Source organism: Vibrio sp. QJM3NY_27, assembly GCF_057785955.1.
This window is the reverse complement of record NZ_CM173512.1, coordinates 1,402,912-1,420,515: the sequence shown is the minus strand read 5'-3', so window position 1 is coordinate 1,420,515 and position 17,604 is coordinate 1,402,912. Positions and strand designations below refer to the sequence as shown.

Sequence of the window (17,604 nt, the reverse complement as noted above, 5' to 3'; positions counted from 1 at the left end):
CTAAAACTTAACAAAACAGCCTACTAATTATTATTTTTTAAATAGGAATGACGTGAGTAGTACTAGCGCATTGACAACACCTAAGCCCAACGTTCATATGAAGCCTTGGTATCAACGCCTTAACCTTTTGGATGGCGTGTTACTCGCTATCATGTGTGTATTCTCAGGCTGGCTTTATTATCGTTCGGCTGTTGGTATTAATTACCAGTGGCGCTGGGAAGATGCGTTTACACTAATTTTTATTCCACCTTCTCAAGGCAGTATTCCCTATTTTTTCCAAGGCTTGATCGCAACGCTGCGCTTAAGTTTATGGAGTATGGTGTTAGCACTCTCTTTTGGCACATTGTTAGGTGTGGCAAGGCACTCAAAGATCGCTTTTTTCAAAACACCGGCACTGATTTTCATTCAGTTGGTTCGTAATATTCCGCCACTGGTGTTTGTCTTCATATTCTATTTCTTCGTTTCTAACCAACTGATTCCATTACTTGGTTTAGAAAGTATCTTGCGTGAACACAATGGGGAGATTAACGCTGTTCAAGATTTCCTATTCGGCCCAGCTAACCTTTGGGAAAACTTGGCGTCTGGTGTTATCTGTATTGGCTTGCTCTCTTCTGCTTATATTGCTGAAGTGATTAGAGCTGGCTTAGAAGGTATTCCTAAAGGCCAATGGGAAGCGGCCGATTCACTTGGTCTGTCTGCATTGTCTAAGTATCGATTTGTGGTCGGTCCACAGGTATTAACGGCTATCACACCGCCTTTGGCTGGCCAAGCAATCTCCTTGGTTAAAGACACGTCAATTGTGTCTCTGATTTCGATCCAAGAGATGACGTTTGTTGGCACTGAGATGGCAAACTCCTCAGGTTTGATCTTTGAGATCTGGCTGATTGTAGGCTTCGTATATTTTGCTTTGTGCTTTGCACTTTCGCGTCTGTTCAAAGTGATTGAGCAACGTTCTAGTGCTTACCTTAACCACCAGTAACGTCATTAATCAAAAGTACCAAATCGCCCGACCATTCATTGCCCTTATCAATTTTACCTGATTGGTTTAAGCTATTGACCAATCAGGATTTATCCCTTCATATTTCTTCTTAGAAACACAGCAAAATACTCGCCTAATCACTATACTTAACGTACCGAACTACGTTGATTCATCTCAAGGACATTGCTCAACATGGACAATCATAAAGAAAGAGCTTTTTACGCCGTTGTTGGCGCATTGGTTGGAGACGCAGCTTCAATGGGGCTGCACTGGCTGTATGACCAAGAGAGGATCTTACGCGTGGCTGGTTTTGAGCCTGAATTTCGCTCACCGAATCGGTTCGATTATCAAGACAAAGGCTACTTTGCGCACCAAGGTAAAACCGCAGGTGAGCAATCGCAATATGGTGCTCAGTTACTGGCGATGGTCGACAGCTTAGTCGAAAACCAAAAATACGATGAAGCGAACTATATTCAACATTTCCGCTTCTGGTTTGATTTTGGCGGCAGTTGGCAAGGCTACATTGATAAAGCGACGCGCATGAGCTTGCTGAACATCCATCAATTAGAACTAGAGGACGCCCCGATTACTGCCTGTGGCGCAGACGATACGCAACTTCCCGCAGTCTCAAAGATCATCCCATTGGTGGCGTGTACTTACACCTCTCACACTTTACCAGCCATGGTAGAGAGTGCGGTGCGAGTCACTAACAATAACGACAAAGCAGTGGAGTGGGCGCAAGCCATCACCCTATTGGTTCAAGCGGCAATTCAAGGCAACTCGCCATTGCAGTCGGTAGAAATGGTGCGACAAACCTGTAGCAAGTTTGTACACGACCAAATCGACATGGCTTTGGCTGATCCCGAACTTTCAATAACAGATGCCGCGAAGAAGTTCGGATTGCATTGTGAACTGAGTGCCGCATTTCCCTTGCTGATTCGCATCATTGCGGGTGCTCAGAGCTATAAACAAGGTATTCGAGACAATATCTTATGTGGCGGTGACAGCTGCGGGCGTGCGATTGTGATTGGCGCTGTATTAGCGGCGTGTTTCTACGAAGAAGATGGCGAAATTCCATCCGAATGGCTAAAACAAGTCGAACTCAATGGCGGCGTGCTGTCTTTGCCTATTGAGTAACGATTACAACACAACGGCACATTGTGCCGTTGAGGTTAAGAACTAACGCTTGGAATTACTGACGCCACATATAGACAAACTGATCGTTTTGCGAGGTGATTTCAAAGCCAAACCTCAAGTACAACTCCCCAACTCGATTTCCTTGCAGGTAACAAAGTTCGACGGGTTTATTGAGGCTGTCAGCCTTAGTTAAGCAATCTTTCAATACTTGGCTGCCAATGCCCTTTCCATGATACTCAGGCAATAAGAAGAATCGGCAAAAATAGCAGTGCTCGCCTTTGTCTTGCAACAACACACTACCAATCGCTTTACCCTGATATTCAATGATTTCAGGCCGTTCTTCTGCCCACTCTTCGGCGTGTATATCTCGTTGAATCTGCTCATCCCAGCCAAATACGGCTTTGATTGGTTCAAACTCAGCGGCCTTCTTAAGCTCGAACAGAAATTCATAATCTGATGACTGAGCAGGTCTTGTTGAATACTTCAAAATATCTCCAACAATAATTGGCTATAGCTTCATTTTCGTTTAAACCGGGACATAGTAACCCCGATTAAACCAAAAAATGCCACGCTTAAATGTTCATTTTCGTTCTAGTTGGTAACGTAAGACTTCGTGTTTATCTTGCTCCGAGTAAAAGGTATTCAGGAATTGCCCACCGCACTTCTCAATCACTTTTTGCGAAGCAATATTGTTGCAGTCACAGGTAATAATAGCACTTTCTACAAGTACATAACGCTGAACCCAAGACAACATATGACTTGCGATACCTCGCCCTCTTGCTTGTGGCAGCGTCTCATAACCGATGTGCCCGATAACGTCATGAATGTATTCACTGGTACCGTGACGAACTCTAATCACACCAAGAATCTGACCAGAGTCGATACAAAAATACGTAGAAGCAGGTGTCCAACCTTCTGGCAGTTTCTCACCTTTTGAATAAGCGACTCGCCTTTTTAAATACGCATCACTACTGTCAGAAATACCTGTATAAATATCTAACCCATCCTCAGAGCAAGCATTCACATAGCTATGAAAGGCTCTTGAGTGCGAAATATCAGCTTTGACCATGTCCATATAGTTTCGATTCCTAGTTACTGCTCTTTCGGGTTTAGCTATCAAGTCTAAGCTAAGTGCATGGTGTATTCTTGATACCCTGTATGTTCATCAACTTGTTCACTCACAATAGAAAATCCTTGGGACAAGTAGAATTGAATCGTCGCTTGGTTCTCTTTATACACATTCAATGACAAGTTCGGGCATTCAAGCTTCGCGTGATGAATAAGCTGCTTACCAATACCACTGCCTTGATATTCTGTACTGACAAAGATCGCCGCTAAGATCCCTTCATAAAGCGAATAAAAGCCACGAACTTCCCCATCAACTTGGAACACGTAGGTTTGTGAGGCAGGAAGGTAGATATCGCGCATATTGCCCACTTGTGACTCCCAAAATTCAGGCGCTATGAAGTTGTGCGCCTTAATGGAAGCTGTGAGCCATATATTTAGGACCGCTTCGGTGTCGGCTACGCTGTATTCTCTGATCATCTTGATTCTCTAACGTTTGAGTTTGACTCTGTTTGCCAGTCAGTATGCTCAATAACGGCCCAAAAGCATTGAACATTTACGACAATCGTCCGAAAAAATGGTTACTGCTTTTTCACGTATTTTGCAGTCACCAGCATTTCACCGCCACCATCAAGCTTGCAATCTAGCTGATGGTCTTTGCCTTCATTGATTCGTCTGATTACCGCTTTAGTGCCGATTTTCAGTACAGAAGAACTGCCTTTGATTTTTAGATCTTTAATGAAGGTAACTTTATCGCCACTTTCCAATACAACGCCATTTACGTCCTTAACACGCGCGGCTTCTCTTTCTAAACGCTCTTCTTCTGGGTTCCACTCATAAGCACACTCAGGGCAGATTAGGTTGTTTTGGTCTGGGTAGACATATTCAGATTGGCATTGCGGACAAGGAGGTAAAGACATACGTTAATACTTCATTTAAATAGAATTTGTCCCCATTTTAATGACTCTTGTTAGGCTTAGCGAGCACAAATCGAACCAATTTTCGGTAGCATAATTTAACGTAAAAAAGAACAGCACCTAAAACGAACAAACACAGAAGTTAAGCTGTGTTTGTTTAAAGGTTTGGGAAGCGAAACAGATTAACGTTCTACTTTTGGCGAGTAAATTGAGTAAGCGGTGATTTGCCCTGCCACGATTGCAGAGAACATGAATAACGCCGACAAACCAATACTTGGAATAGGCAAAATAGATTGTTCAAACACCGACTGGCTGGCACTCACTAATACTCGGCTACCCGGAACCAAAATGATAATACCTTGCACGATATAAATAGAGCCCGTGAGCTCCATCTTCTTGGCAATCCAAGTTCCGTACAAAGTAATAAGAACCGTGGTTACCCAAGTGCCCACAACCCAACCACTATCAAAACCGAGGTAGAACGGCCCCCACATGCCAAGAACCGCGACTGGCAAGCCAAGCAAGATGTCTTTAGGGCGCGCATTGAACATCACACCGATAGATACTGAGATCAACACCAAGCCTGATATGTGCATCCACATCGGTACCGCATTGGTATAGTCGATAGAGACCGCTTGTCCCCATATTGCTTCACCAATATTGAGACCCATAATAATCCCAACAAACAGCTTGATCAGCGTTAACGCACTCTGCCCTAGCAAGCTGGTACCAGAGACGAGATCATTAAACGCCAAACACTCTAAAGCGTTAGCTATCGATAATCCGGGGACGAACAAGACGATCGAGGCGATACACAACGCCCACACCGGAATCGGCAACCCTGTACTTGCCAAAAACGCCACAAAAATACCCGTTAACAATGCCGAGATGAATTCAACCGCGATAGCACGACGTGAATGAAGAACTTGCTGACATACCCAAACCATCAAACCCAATAACGCAGAAAAGCCAACCGCTTCCAATGTACTGCCCACCAGCATCAAATACGCAGGCGGAATACCCATATTGGCAAGTGCCGTCACAAATTTAGAGTAGCCGACAGGCTCTGGTACAGGCTCACTGCTCGGTTGGTTAATACGGATGATCGTATTGGCCAACAAACTCAGGTTAATTGAAGCAGGCTTTAGACGCTTAAGAATCACAGCGTTGTTATCGTCTGGAAACTGATAATTGATCGCGGTTGGCGTTGCTTGGATCATCACATCCACACCATGCTTTTTAGCATAATATTGTGTATATTTTTCAAGCTTATACGGAGCGCAACCACTGCGGTGAAGAGTATCACCAATTTCAACAATTTTGTTAATTCGGAACTGAGAAGGCATGGGTATTTTAGCGGAGACAAAATGTGCGGCAAATGTACCAAACGACAGACGGAATGACGAGGCTTTTGCGTGAATTATCAACTGAACTCGTTACTTTTTTCTGCAAAGGCTTAGAAGTCTCTATAACTCTACTCATTTAGGATTAGTTTACTGAATGTTTTGACCGGCTAATAAGTTAAATTTATGCATTCAGATTGTTATTAACGAACGCCGAAACACGAATAAAAATCAGTTTATGTTAACACTCCAAATACCTTAATTTTTATTAGATTTATGACAACTGAGCACCACCAAAACAGGTTTATAAATTAAGTTGGATTTATCGAAGAAAGCGGCATGACATTTACTATTATTTCTCGCCCTCTTTTTAACGAGATTTTAGTCACATTTTATTCACTCTCATAACGCCAGATATGATTGAAAAACTAGCGGAGTGGTGGTTATGCGAGCACTTAGAATAAAAATTAAAGAAAAAGGTTTCGTTTTCAGTTAGATGTGGCATTATCAAACTCGTTAAGACGATGTGCGTACATCGTATAATGGCTATTACCTCAGCCTTCCAAGCTGATGATGCGGGTTCGATTCCCGCTGTACGCTCCAGTCTTCTTGATGCCTCAGTCTTACTCTTAAGACAGTGTGCGTGCATCGTATAATGGCTATTACCTCAGCCTTCCAAGCTGATGATGCGGGTTCGATTCCCGCTGCACGCTCCAACTTCTGTTTAGTTTCAAATTCTCTTTAGTTACAATATCCCTTTAGATTCACCATCTCCTCTTAACTTCAAAACCTAAAACAATTAAAACTGCGCACTTCATTGTGTGATTTTTTGTATTGAAAAAGAGCAATACCAAATGATATTACTCTTTGAATATTCTTAATTTAATTGGTTACCTCAATCAAGCTGTCCTTCATCTAAAGCAGACGCGACCCAGACAAGCGGCGCATTCCAATTGATGGTTATCTCGTTCAACGTCCAAGCTCCAATATTATCGCTGTAACACGTTTGTCCAACACACTTGCCTTTCATCACAGCGGCAATAGGATCACTAAAACTTACCGAATTTGGGCCTCCAATTAACGCACCCGGCGCTGGTTTTGGTGAACTTTCATCAGCAGCGTAAGCCCAGAATCGATGATGAGGATTCTCAGCAGGTTTCGTTCCATAACCAGTAACATAAGAGATATTCATCGGGTTACCTCCGAGGATATAATCCATGGCACTAGCCGCCGCTTTGATGTATCGAACATCATTAGAAAAATCGTGAGCGTAAATCAAAAAGATACTTCGGTTTACAAGGTTGGAGTTTGAGCCCCACGAATACTCTTCGACGGTATAAGGAATGTTATAGCCTTCATTGGCAACTTGCTTGGTATAAGATTCTGCCGTTTTAATGATGTTCTTACGTGCTTGTTCAATAACTTGGCTGTCCAATGAATTAGGTACCACGGCTAAACTCACGGTGCCCGCAGGCGCTATATACTGCCAATACATGTCACCATCTGCATTGATGTTCCCCTTCGGCACTTCAAGATAGTGTGGAGAATCAATCAATACTTTTTTGTAAACCTCATCATTGGTTGTGATAAAGAGCTCGGCCGCAGCCCAGTATCGCTCATCACTCAATTCGATATCATCATACGGCCCAGAACCGGTGAAGTTGTCGTAAGCATAGATATCTTGATGTTGATTTGCTGCGTTCCACGCTTTGGTCGCTGAATCCAAACATAACTGTGAGAAATCACTGTCGATATCTTTCCAAATACGTGCGCACTGAGCACCGATTGCCGCCAGATTCAATGAAGCCGCAGTAGTAGGATAACCAACATAACGTTTCTGAGTATCTTTGTGTGGCGGTAATGGCATACCAGTCCAAGACTCATCCGCGATCTTGTGGAATGCCAGCCCTCTCACGTTAATCTCGGTAAGTTTGAGCTGTTTACTGGCAGACTGATTACCAACAGGAACGGCGATAGGCGTGTCCGAGTCGACTTGCATCGCTAACATGAACTCTATGTTCCAGCGAGCTTCAGACAACAGCGGGTTAACGCCATTGGTTGCTTCAGGGATTTTTACTTTACTCTCAGAAAAAGGAAGTGATTTGTTCTCTAAGAACTTACCTCGCTCAAATAAATTCAGGAGTGTCCAAGTTGAAATACCACTGTTCACCGTGTATTTGCCATGATCGCCAGCATCGTACCAACCACCGGTCGCATCAATAGTCAGGTCGCAGCCAGGCCATTTATTTCCCCAACTATCGACTTTATCAAAACATGTTGCAGTATCAGACATATGGCCACCGGGCCTCGCAAGATCCTCACGTTGAACGAACTCTGGCTTTATTTCAATGCCGCTACGATTTTGATAGAAGTAAGACAACGCATCGAGCTTCAACTTACTATAAACATCGTTTCGAATATCGAATGGATAGCTGACATCGTCGTCGACCTTGACCGTTAAACCTTTCATCGTGTCTGTATATTTTGAAAGGTTTACTCGGTGAATGTGCTCACCCGACGCTTTATTCAAACCGAATACTTCTGTTTTACCGAGATCAAGGCTGATCCCGGAATGAGATACTAATGTCCATTTCAAAGGTGTTGTCGAGGTGTTTTCAACAAAGATATATTTATCGGATTTCGGTAAGAAGCCAACTTGATTGGCTCGAATAGGCATCTTAGTCGCTACTTTTACAAATGGCTTACCTACAACAGAAACGTTATCAATACAGATGACCCCCGTTTTCTGTGCGCCTAATTGAAACTGGAATTCTGTATCGGCGTCACTATCAAGTGCTTGTACAAAATCAAACGTATAGCTTTGCTTGTCTGTTGATACACCCACGTCACTTAGAAAATAATGCGTATAAGGAGGCCCTTCATGTTGGATCAAGGCTTTCATCTCAGTATCAATATTTGCATATGCATCGAACGATACCTGATATTTCTGACCTTGCTCTAAGCCAATACCGCTATGGCCTAAAATAATATCCCAAGAATTTTTCCCTGGGTTTTTAATATCAATACACGCTTCATTACTTTCTGTTGCTATGTTGGCGCCAGCATTCCACCAACCATCCATATTGCCTTTAAAGTGACTATTCCTAATCTGCTCTTCTGCATAAGTTACTCCAGAAGATAAAATCATGACAACCGCGAGAGATAACGTTCCTTTTTGCATCATTATTCCTTAAAGATGTTTCATATCTCCAAGGAAACTAGCGAAATAGATTCAATAATAGAGAGTTAACATTCGCAAAAAATAGACTCGTAAAAATAAATATTATGATTTCTTGTCATGTTTAACACTAAGGAACAAGCTCATGAATCAATTGCATGGATAGACAAAACGATATTGTGCTAGTGCTTCTCAATTAAACTCAGATTTCATAAAAGTGTGGGTTTAATAATCTTGGTCAATATCCGAAAAAACAGTTGTGTTAATGTGCGCGCATTAGCAACAACCAAAAATAATTAAAAATGTTTAAAAGCAATGAGTTAACAATAAACATCGAAGCAATCAATGTCGCACTGTCAAAAGTTGAAAATGCGAACAAGATTCAGCTTAATACGTTGAAAGGTTATGTGAGCAGCGAACCAGAACAGGCCGTGCTTGCGTTTCGTTCTTTGAATGAAGTGGAATCGATCGACGACAAACTTAAGAAAATCATGTCAGAGTTACCGCATCTTAGTGGCGAAGCTCACCATCTGCTGGAAACTTCTATCTTGCTACAGTGATTCTAGCTACAGATAAGCCTCAGCCAATACAAATTAGTTCATGTATTCCTAGACAGGTTGAGACTTATCTTTAACTGAACACTCTATTTAACCAATGACTTAGCGGCCACACAAAGCTGTACTGGTAGGTTGAAATGAATAGATGATGTAAGAGCCTCGCATTACTCCCAAAAGTTCCACCATTTTTTGCTGTTTTCCTCACGCTGCTGTTGGCCTTTTTCTGAACCTTTCCCCTCTTCTTTACGCTCTTGTTCCGCTTTTTTGTCTTTCTGCTTTTCTAATCCCGACTTTTCTTCGTCCTTATCCATATCATCTTTAAGCTTCTCTTTCTTATCTTTGATCTTCTCTTTACTCTCTTCGAGGGCTTCTTTCTCGTCTTCTAAATCATCAAGCTCTTTATCTAACTTCTGCTTATCTTTTTTGTTCTTACTTTTTTTCGCTTTCTTCTTTTTCTCTTCGATCATCGAATCAAGCTGCTTCTCACGATCATCCATTTCGCCTTCAACTTTTTTTGCCTCAGCGAATGTTTTTACTTCTTCTAAATCGGGCTTACCTTTACCAGCCCACTCAGGTTTAGCAGCAATACTGTGGGTCGACCACGTTATCAAAGCACCCGTTACTGCAAGTACTAGAACTGTCTTATTCATCCTTAAACTCCTATTCCTATAGTCTTTTAAAGCTAATACCTAAATAGCACTAAAACAAGGTAGCCATACCTAGCACTCATCCCTTTGAACTAGATATGGCTTGTGTATCACCTTATAGCGTTAATGCTTTGACCATACCCGCTTCAGCGTGACCAAGAATATTGCACGCGAACTCTACGTTATTATCACCATGAAAATGCCAAAGCATCTGCTTCGCTTTACCCGGCTCAACTGTAACTGTGCTACCCGAATCATGGGCGTGATTCCCCATATTTTTCATCATTTCACGATGCTCCAATTGCTCTGAAGCAGAGCCAATCGAGAATTCGTGATCAATCTTGCCGGTATTCATCACAACAAACTGCACTACGTCATTTGGCTCTATATCGACCTTGTTTTTAAATGTGATTTTCATATCATCACTTAGCAGCACATGAACCACTTTATCGGGCTTCGCGCCTTTAGCTGGCATCCCAACTTCTGACATACCTTCCATGTCCATCATTCCATCCATATTCATCATCTTTGAATGGTCCATCTTTCCACTCGTCATCATACTGTGATCCATTTTTGAATGATCCATTTCTCCATTTTTCATCATCGAGTGGTCCATATCTGAATGATCCATACTTGAATGGTCCATATTTGATTGGTCACCAGCTGAATGGTCCATTGCAGCAAACGCGGTTGCTGTAGTCAGTGTTAGAGCGATAGCAATTAGTGTCTTTTTCATCGTCGTTCCTTAGATTAATTCAGTTATTTATTTGTTAGTTTCACATGTTCATGTGGTACGCCCTTACTCACTCTGTTTTGGTAAGTAAGGGCTAATAATCAGGACTTTATTTGTTTGTCTCACTTTGGCTGTGCGTAATCTCACGCTGTTTCCAGAGCTTAAAGATTGCAGGCAACACCAGTAGGGTAAGCAACAGTGCAGACGCCATTCCGCCTATCATCGGCGCGGCAATTCGCTGCATCACTTCAGAGCCCGTTCCCTCGCCATACATAATTGGAATGAGGCCAATGATTACGGTGAGTACTGTCATCATCACAGGGCGTACACGCAGTCCTGCGCCTTCTCTAATGGCATCGGTTAGATCAGCTTGTTGAAGCGTTTGTTGGTTTTGTTCTGCATCGAGCTTTTTGTAGTGCCACGCTTGGTTTAGGTAGACCAACATGATCACGCCTATCTCGACCGCAACGCCTGCAAGTGCAATAAAGCCAACACCCACCGCAATCGAGAAGTTGTAATTTAGGTAATGCATCAACCACAGTCCGCCCACCATAGCCAAAGGAAGTGTTGCCATGATCATCATCACTTCACCGACGCGGCGGAAGCTTAGGTAGAGCAACAACATGATGATGGCGATGGTGATTGGCACAACGACACTCAAACGCTCCTTCGCGCGCTCCATGTATTCGTATTGACCAGACCAAGCGAGCGAGTAACCCGCAGGTAATACAACTTGTTCGGCAACGACTTGTTGCGCTTCAGCCACATAAGAACCTAAGTCACGCCCTTCAATGTCAACGAACACCCAACCATTAGGACGCGCGTTCTCCGTCTTTATCATTGGAGGCCCATCTTCATAACGAATATCCGCAACATCAGAGAGAGCAATTCGCGCTCCATTTGGTGTCACTAACGGCAGGTTCTGCAACTTAACGACAGAGTCACGATAGCTTTGTGGGTAACGTACATTGATTGGGTAACGTTCTAGCCCTTCAACGGTTTCACCCACATTCATCCCGCCAACTGCAGTCGAGATAACCTGCTGCACTTCTTTAATGCTCAAGCCATATCGCGCAGCAGAGCGGCGTTTAATGTCTATCGTCACATAACGACCACCAGCAACACGTTCGGCATACACAGAAGCCGTACCGCTAACACCATTTAAGATAGGTTCCAGCTGAGAACCAATATCTTCAATTACGCTCAGATCCGGGCCAGCAATTTTGATACCGATTGGGGTTTTGATACCGGTTGCTAACATGTCGATACGGGTTTTGATTGGCATCACCCAAGCGTTGGTCAAACCGGGGAACTGAATCAGATCATCAAACTCTTTACGCAGAGACTCAGTGGTGACACCGTCACGCCACTCACCTCGCGGTTTAAGCTGAATTACAGTTTCAATCATGGTTAACGGTGCAGGATCGGTTGCTGTCTCTGCGCGACCAATTTTGCCCCACGTGGTTTCGACTTCTGGAATGGTTTTGATTAACTTGTTGGTCTGTTGCAACAACTCACGCGCTTTACCAATTGAGATGCCAGGATACGTGGTTGGCATGTACATCAAATCCCCTTCGTCCAAAGGAGGGATGAACTCGCTGCCAAGCTTACTGGTTGGGTAATAAGCAGACGCCATTAAGCCAAGTGCGATAACAATCATCACCTTAGGATACTTTAGGCTGAGGTTTAGAAGCGGTTTGTACATCGCCACTAGGCTGCGGTTTACGGGGTTTTTATGTTCAGGTAGCACGTTGCCGCGAATGAAATAACCCATTAACACAGGCACAAGCGTGATAGCCAAACCGGCTGCTGCGGCCATCGCATACGTCTTGGTAAACGCAAGTGGCGAGAACATCTTGCCTTCTTGTCCTTCTAACGCGAACACAGGCACAAAGCTCAAGGTAATGATGATCAGCGAGAAGAACAGCGGTGCGCCAACTTCTTCTGCTGCCTTACCAATCACCTGCCAACGGTTTTTGTCAGTGAGCGGAGTCCGTTCAATGTGTTTATGAACGTTCTCTATCATCACTATAGCCCCATCAACCATGGCACCAATCGCAATTGCTATCCCGCCAAGAGACATGATGTTGGCATTAATACCCTGCCAATGCATGACGATGAACGCACCTAAAATACCAACAGGCAAACTTAGCGCGATAACCAACGACGAGCGGATATGGAACAAGAACAATGCACACACGACGGCGACCACGATGAACTCTTCAGCCAGCTTCTTCCATAGGTTTTCAACCGCAGAATCAATAAGAGTTGAACGATCATAAGTCGCGACAATCTCGACACCATCAGGTAAGCCGGCTTGCAGCTCCGCGAGTTTGGATTTAACTGAGTCGATCACTTCACTGGCATTTTCACCAAAGCGCATCACGATAACGCCGCCAACCGCTTCGCCCTCACCATTGAGTTCAGAGATACCACGACGCATTTGCGGGCCAAGGTTGATGTCAGCAATGTCACCTAATAGTAGCGGTGTACCTTTGTCTGTCACTTTTAGCGGCAGAGATTGAATGTCTTCGATACTTGTGAGGTAGCCGGTTGTACGAACCATGTGCTCGGCTTCGGCAATTTCAACCACTGACGCGCCGGTTTCTTGGTTACCATCTTGGATAGCCTTATTGACTTGTTGTAACGTTAGGTCATAAGCACGTAGCTTGGCCGGATCTATCTGAACCTGATATTGCTTCACCATGCCGCCAACGGTCGCAACTTCAGACACGCCTTCTACGGTTTGCAACTCATACTTCAAGAACCAATCTTGCAAGCTGCGAAGTTCCGCTAAGTCATGCTGACCGGTTTTATCTTGCAACACGTAGCTGTAAACCCAGCCCACACCGGTTGCATCTGGCCCTAGTGTTGGCTTGGCACTCGATGGCAAGTTAGGTGCAACTTGGCTGAGATATTCCAACACGCGAGAACGCGCCCAGTACATATCGGTATCGTCGTTGAAGATGATATATACATAGGAATCACCAAAGAACGAGTAACCACGAACCGTTTCAGCTCCTGGTACAGCTAACATGGCGGTGGTCAATGGATAAGTCACCTGATCCTCGACCACCTGCGGGGCTTGCCCCGGATAACTGGTTTTGATGATCACCTGAACGTCTGACAAATCAGGAATGGCATCGACCGGTGTATTTTTAACGCTGTATAAGCCGCCAAATACGATGGCTACAGTGGCAACCAGCACTAAGAATCGGTTACTGATAGACCAGCGAATGATTGCATTGATCATAGTTCGCCCTCACCCGTGCTATTCGTCGGTTCGAGAGATTTGAGCACATAATCAGAACCTTGCTTCGCCACTAGAAACCGAATGGTTTGACCCTCGGTAAACTCAGATAAATCAAGGTCATCACTGGCTTGGAAATTCATTTCACCCGCTTTCCAATTCCACTCAGAGACTGGCTGATGTTTTACGGTGATCATGCCAAAATCTGCCATCAACATAGTGATGTCACCTGTTACCCAAACTTCGCCAGCGATCTTGTGTTTGTTGACCTTGTAATCAACAACCTCGTACTGCCCTGACTCTGTCTTTCTCATCTCAAAATCAATCGCCTTACCACGTTGCACGTCACTCATATCCAAGCCTTCCGCAAAGGTGAAATTCATCACCATGCCCGGCCAATCCCATTCAGGTACAGGCTGATGGTTAATCGTCACCATGCGACTGCCTTTCATAACATCGGAAATTTCACCGTTTGCCCATACGGTTTCAGCTTCTTCCTCAACACCATTGATACGTGACAGATCAGCCGATTGGCTCGATTCAGAGTCCAACATAAAGTGCGCAGAAGTCACGATATGTTCACCTTGTTCAAGCCCTTGCAACACCTCGATTTTCTCGTCAGCTTCACGCCCGACTTCAATGCGTGCTGAACGGTATTTGCCCTCACCTTCGGACAACACTACTCGTGTCATACCACCAGAATGAATCACCGACGATCTTGGGATAGTAAGAACAGATTCATCACTGATTGGCTTCAACGCAATATTGGCGAACATGTTCGGTTTTAGCTCGCCATTAGGATTCGAGAACTTCAAACGAACGCGTAAAGTTCGAGTTTTCGGGTCAAGAATTGGATACACATAATCAACGTTGCCCTGCCACTCTTTGCCCGGAATCGCATCAAGTGTCATCTCTGCATTACTGCCCGATGAGATCCAGTGAGCTTGGCGCTCGAACACTTCGGCATCAACCCACACCTCGTCTAGAGGGCCTGCGCTGATTACCGCTTGCGCAGGCGAAAGATAACCACCCTCACGAATATTGAGGCTAGCGATAACGCCATCTGCAGGTGCTTTAATTTTTATGGTTTGCGAGGCTTTACCTCGGCGAGTGATCGAACGAATCTGAGCTTTATCGACACCCAAGGTGATCAAGCGTTCAGTGGAGCCCTTGACCAACCCTTTGCGACCCGTTTTGTATGCACTAAGTAACTCTTCTTGTGCCTTAACCAGCTCTGGAGAGTAAAGAGTGAACAACACATCGCCCTTATTCACCTTCTCACCGACAGCATTGATATAAAGCTTCTCAACCCAGCCAGCTGCTCTTACGTTGGTTTGCCACAATGTACTTTCATCAAACGCCACATAACCCACGGTTTCAATCCGAGGAGACAACGCTTCAAAGTTAACTGTTGCTGTTTTGACACCAAGATTATTTTCTACCGACGGGTCGATAAACACAGTTCCCGCCTTGTCTGCTCCCGCACTTGAGTCATCCGCATAAACAGGAATTAAATCCATCCCCATAGGCGACTGACCCGGCTTATCACGCTGATAATTTGGATCCATTGGCGCAACCCAATACAGAGGTTCATTACTTTCGTCAGCTTTAGATTCAGCTCTTTCAGTACCTGCCATCGATGACATGTTATGTGCTGATCCAACAACAAAGTGATTCACACCAAAACCCAATGCACCACCGACCAACAAAGCGATTGTTGCTACTTTTACTGTATTCATTGTCTATTCCTTTACTGATTGGCTGTTGTTTTGAGTTACGGTGGGATTGAGTTGCGGTTGCTTAACTTGGTAGTCAAAACCACTGACCAGTGAGGCCAGTTTGCTATTTACGATGTTGAGATCAGTGATTAGGCGTTGTTGTTCAAGCTGGAGTGCTAGTTCATCCGCCGTTGCTGCAATAACATCGTTAAACTGAGCGGTATTGTTTTGATAACCCCTTTCAACCGCGCTGATTCGGGCTGCGGTTTGAGGAAGCAAGGACGTTTGATAGCGATCTAATCGCTGGATCAGATTTGATCTGTCCACCAGCAATGCGTTCACTTGCGCGTTCATTTGGGAAAGTAAGGTGTCTTTTTGAGATTTAGCCGCACCAACTTGATACTGAGCAGCCGATAAGTTTTTATCTTGTCGATTCCCCGTAAACAGCGGAATGTCGACTGTCAGATAAGCACTCACCAAATCAGAAGCTGGTTCACCCGCCATGTTATTGGCTTGGCGGTGCGCATACATCACTTCTACCCCAAACTGCGGGGTATAAGCTTGCTCGGCTAACTCAACCTGAGTTTGATTGGAGGAAATACTGACATCGGAGATCTTAACCAAAGGATGGTCAGTCAGTAGCTGGTAGTGCTTGGTTGAATCGGTATTGGTCGCTAATTTGCTTTCTAACAATGACCAATCGATTTGGTTAGTTGCATTCAGTGTGCCCTGAGAATCAAGAACCTGAGAGCCTAACCAATCAGAACCCAACCATTCAGAAAGCTGAGAGATTAAACGGCGTTGAACCTGTTGGTTTGCCTGAAGTTTCTCATCAAGCTTGCTCACTTGAAGCTGAGCATTAAGCAGATCTTGTGCTTCACTTTTACCAATCGAGTAATTGGTTTGTACATAATTTTCTAGCTCAACCAAAAGGCGTCGGTTTTCACGCATAACACCTTCTGCGACTTTCTGGTAACCCAATTCAAGCCAAAGCTGCGTCATGCTATTCGCAACCGTCAATTCTCTTGCTTGCACCTGCAAAGCTAAAGCATCAGCCTGTTGGCCTGCCTTTTTCTGTTGGAGGTTAAGCGTATCGCCACGCTCAAACTGCTGCATCACCCCTACCGATATATTAGTCATCGGGTCTTCGTCGAATTGAAAGCTATCGACAGGCAAACCGCCAAATCCAACTTTTAATTTCGGGTCCATTAAGGTCGCGTTGGCAATGCCCGTTTCTCGCATCGCTTGAGACTGAGCAAAGTACTGTTTGCGATTTCCATCTTCGCTTAAAGCAATCTCAATCAGTGTATTGAGTTGCTGCGTCGAGCTTGCTTGGTCATGTGCTGAAATGTGTTGAGCATTTGAAGCTGACGCCGTGGTAGCCGCGAGCGTAGCACTTGAAAACAAGGCCATAGGCAAGGCAGCAGCAACCACTAAGCTCGTGTTCATAACAAACACAGAGGTTGTTGGTTTCATATTCACAATGAATGTCCATATCTAGCGCTAATTAGCGCATAAAAAAGAATGGCTTATCAGATTTATCTAACTGATAGAGCTGTATTTTTAGATATAGATTTATGCAGTGGGCGGGCGTAACAAAGATTGAGCACGTGCGACTTTCTGGCCAATCGTGACCGATTGAAAACGAGCTAATGAAAAGGAAAGTTGATCAACGGCTTGAACAGCCTGAATTGGATAGGGACTTGCAGAACACATTGAGGCACAGCAATCGGCACTCGAACAATGGTTACCCATCATCGAACTGCCGTCTTCGCTCATTGAAGACATATCACATTGAGCCATCAAAGCATGGGCACTCATGTTAGAGTCTTCAGCGTGTACTTTTTCACTCATCACATGACACCCTGCCATTGAATCATTAACCGAAGTACCGCTGTGGTAACAAGCCGATTTGCTCGACCCCATTTCCATCATCATTACTTCAGTCATCAAGGCTGAGGAGCTTGAGGCATAGCTAGACATCAACATCGCAATGATGCTGAAAACAATAATCCAAGTTTTTCGGAATGTGTTTGTCATAGTTTACCTTTGAATTTACACCGCAACTATAAACGTTACC

General features: G+C 44.3%; 15 protein-coding genes and 2 tRNA genes. 5 read left to right on the top strand and 12 right to left on the bottom strand.

Annotated features, from left to right (window positions below; all coding sequences use genetic code 11):
* Positions 1-52: 52 nt before the first annotated feature.
* Positions 53-979 (top strand): amino acid ABC transporter permease, encoded by a 927-nt coding sequence (locus AC3CIA_RS21865; RefSeq protein WP_488519062.1) that lies wholly within the window; start codon positions 53-55, stop codon positions 977-979.
* Positions 980-1,171: 192 nt separating this feature from the next.
* Complete coding sequence (locus AC3CIA_RS21860; protein WP_237298203.1) at positions 1,172-2,116, top strand: ADP-ribosylglycohydrolase family protein; 945 nt, start codon at positions 1,172-1,174, stop codon at positions 2,114-2,116.
* A gap of 55 nt (positions 2,117-2,171) precedes the next feature.
* Here AC3CIA_RS21860 and AC3CIA_RS21855 read toward each other — a convergent pair whose 3' ends face one another.
* The 5 genes from AC3CIA_RS21855 to AC3CIA_RS21835 all read right to left on the bottom strand — a co-directional run bounded on the left by AC3CIA_RS21855 (position 2,172) and on the right by AC3CIA_RS21835 (position 5,444).
* On the bottom strand, positions 2,172-2,603 hold the full coding sequence (locus tag AC3CIA_RS21855; protein WP_488519061.1) for a GNAT family N-acetyltransferase: 432 nt from the start codon (positions 2,601-2,603) through the stop codon (positions 2,172-2,174).
* A 93-nt stretch (positions 2,604-2,696) separates the two neighbouring features.
* On the bottom strand, positions 2,697-3,191 hold the full coding sequence (locus tag AC3CIA_RS21850) for a GNAT family N-acetyltransferase (protein WP_488519060.1): 495 nt from the start codon (positions 3,189-3,191) through the stop codon (positions 2,697-2,699).
* Positions 3,192-3,238: 47 nt separating this feature from the next.
* A complete protein-coding gene (locus tag AC3CIA_RS21845; RefSeq protein ID WP_428784201.1) occupies positions 3,239-3,661 on the bottom strand; it encodes an N-acetyltransferase in 423 nt (140 codons plus the stop codon).
* 101 nt (positions 3,662-3,762) lie between these two features.
* The gene (locus AC3CIA_RS21840) at positions 3,763-4,101 is read right to left on the bottom strand and encodes a zinc ribbon domain-containing protein YjdM (RefSeq protein ID WP_004731484.1); all 339 of its coding nucleotides are present in this window, start codon (positions 4,099-4,101) and stop codon (positions 3,763-3,765) included.
* Positions 4,102-4,280: 179 nt separating this feature from the next.
* On the bottom strand, positions 4,281-5,444 hold the full coding sequence (locus AC3CIA_RS21835) for a threonine/serine exporter family protein (protein WP_017058966.1): 1,164 nt from the start codon (positions 5,442-5,444) through the stop codon (positions 4,281-4,283).
* 525 nt (positions 5,445-5,969) lie between these two features.
* Between AC3CIA_RS21835 and AC3CIA_RS21830 the strand changes: the two genes are divergently transcribed.
* Both AC3CIA_RS21830 and AC3CIA_RS21825 read left to right on the top strand, forming a co-directional pair.
* Positions 5,970-6,044 (top strand) — tRNA-Gly (locus tag AC3CIA_RS21830).
* A gap of 38 nt (positions 6,045-6,082) precedes the next feature.
* Positions 6,083-6,157, top strand: a tRNA-Gly gene (locus AC3CIA_RS21825).
* A 179-nt stretch (positions 6,158-6,336) separates the two neighbouring features.
* Here AC3CIA_RS21825 and AC3CIA_RS21820 read toward each other — a convergent pair.
* Entirely contained in the window at positions 6,337-8,622 is a 2,286-nt protein-coding gene (locus AC3CIA_RS21820) for a glycoside hydrolase family 9 protein (RefSeq protein WP_488519059.1), read from the bottom strand.
* Between the two features lie 299 nt (positions 8,623-8,921).
* Between AC3CIA_RS21820 and AC3CIA_RS21815 the strand changes: the two genes are divergently transcribed.
* On the top strand, positions 8,922-9,179 hold the full coding sequence (locus tag AC3CIA_RS21815; RefSeq protein WP_016788617.1) for a hypothetical protein: 258 nt from the start codon (positions 8,922-8,924) through the stop codon (positions 9,177-9,179).
* Between the two features lie 161 nt (positions 9,180-9,340).
* Here the strand turns inward: AC3CIA_RS21815 and AC3CIA_RS21810 are convergent, their stop codons facing one another.
* The 6 genes from AC3CIA_RS21810 to AC3CIA_RS21785 form a co-directional block, all read right to left on the bottom strand.
* The gene (locus AC3CIA_RS21810) at positions 9,341-9,826 is read right to left on the bottom strand and encodes a hypothetical protein (protein WP_488519058.1); all 486 of its coding nucleotides are present in this window, start codon (positions 9,824-9,826) and stop codon (positions 9,341-9,343) included.
* Positions 9,827-9,938: 112 nt separating this feature from the next.
* Entirely contained in the window at positions 9,939-10,559 is a 621-nt protein-coding gene (gene copI / locus AC3CIA_RS21805) for a copper-resistant cuproprotein CopI (RefSeq protein WP_488519057.1), read from the bottom strand.
* Positions 10,560-10,665: 106 nt separating this feature from the next.
* On the bottom strand, positions 10,666-13,809 hold the full coding sequence (locus AC3CIA_RS21800) for an efflux RND transporter permease subunit (protein ID WP_145565613.1): 3,144 nt from the start codon (positions 13,807-13,809) through the stop codon (positions 10,666-10,668).
* Complete coding sequence (locus tag AC3CIA_RS21795) at positions 13,806-15,545, bottom strand: efflux RND transporter periplasmic adaptor subunit (protein WP_488519056.1); 1,740 nt, start codon at positions 15,543-15,545, stop codon at positions 13,806-13,808. The genes AC3CIA_RS21800 and AC3CIA_RS21795 overlap by 4 nt, the downstream gene beginning before the upstream one ends.
* A 3-nt stretch (positions 15,546-15,548) precedes the next feature.
* Complete coding sequence (locus tag AC3CIA_RS21790) at positions 15,549-17,000, bottom strand: TolC family protein (RefSeq protein ID WP_488519654.1); 1,452 nt, start codon at positions 16,998-17,000, stop codon at positions 15,549-15,551.
* A 99-nt stretch (positions 17,001-17,099) separates the two neighbouring features.
* On the bottom strand, positions 17,100-17,564 hold the full coding sequence (locus tag AC3CIA_RS21785; RefSeq protein WP_054545614.1) for a hypothetical protein: 465 nt from the start codon (positions 17,562-17,564) through the stop codon (positions 17,100-17,102).
* Between the last annotated feature and the right edge of the window lie 40 nt (positions 17,565-17,604).

What these genes read in the sequence shown, in the direction of transcription:
- AC3CIA_RS21860 (WP_237298203.1), top strand. Translation starts at nt 1,172, where the DNA reads ATGGACAATCATAAAGAAAGAGCTTTTTACGCCGTTGTTGGCGCATTG.
- AC3CIA_RS21835 (WP_017058966.1), bottom strand. Translation starts at nt 5,444, where the DNA reads ATGCCTTCTCAGTTCCGAATTAACAAAATTGTTGAAATTGGTGATACT.
- AC3CIA_RS21795 (WP_488519056.1), bottom strand. Translation starts at nt 15,545, where the DNA reads ATGAATACAGTAAAAGTAGCAACAATCGCTTTGTTGGTCGGTGGTGCA.
- AC3CIA_RS21820 (WP_488519059.1), bottom strand. Translation starts at nt 8,622, where the DNA reads ATGCAAAAAGGAACGTTATCTCTCGCGGTTGTCATGATTTTATCTTCT.
- AC3CIA_RS21785 (WP_054545614.1), bottom strand. Translation starts at nt 17,564, where the DNA reads ATGACAAACACATTCCGAAAAACTTGGATTATTGTTTTCAGCATCATT.
- AC3CIA_RS21850 (WP_488519060.1), bottom strand. Translation starts at nt 3,191, where the DNA reads ATGGACATGGTCAAAGCTGATATTTCGCACTCAAGAGCCTTTCATAGC.
- AC3CIA_RS21810 (WP_488519058.1), bottom strand. Translation starts at nt 9,826, where the DNA reads ATGAATAAGACAGTTCTAGTACTTGCAGTAACGGGTGCTTTGATAACG.
- AC3CIA_RS21840 (WP_004731484.1), bottom strand. Translation starts at nt 4,101, where the DNA reads ATGTCTTTACCTCCTTGTCCGCAATGCCAATCTGAATATGTCTACCCA.
- copI (WP_488519057.1), bottom strand. Translation starts at nt 10,559, where the DNA reads ATGAAAAAGACACTAATTGCTATCGCTCTAACACTGACTACAGCAACC.
- AC3CIA_RS21800 (WP_145565613.1), bottom strand. Translation starts at nt 13,809, where the DNA reads ATGATCAATGCAATCATTCGCTGGTCTATCAGTAACCGATTCTTAGTG.
- AC3CIA_RS21790 (WP_488519654.1), bottom strand. Translation starts at nt 17,000, where the DNA reads ATGAAACCAACAACCTCTGTGTTTGTTATGAACACGAGCTTAGTGGTT.
- AC3CIA_RS21845 (WP_428784201.1), bottom strand. Translation starts at nt 3,661, where the DNA reads ATGATCAGAGAATACAGCGTAGCCGACACCGAAGCGGTCCTAAATATA.
- AC3CIA_RS21815 (WP_016788617.1), top strand. Translation starts at nt 8,922, where the DNA reads ATGTTTAAAAGCAATGAGTTAACAATAAACATCGAAGCAATCAATGTC.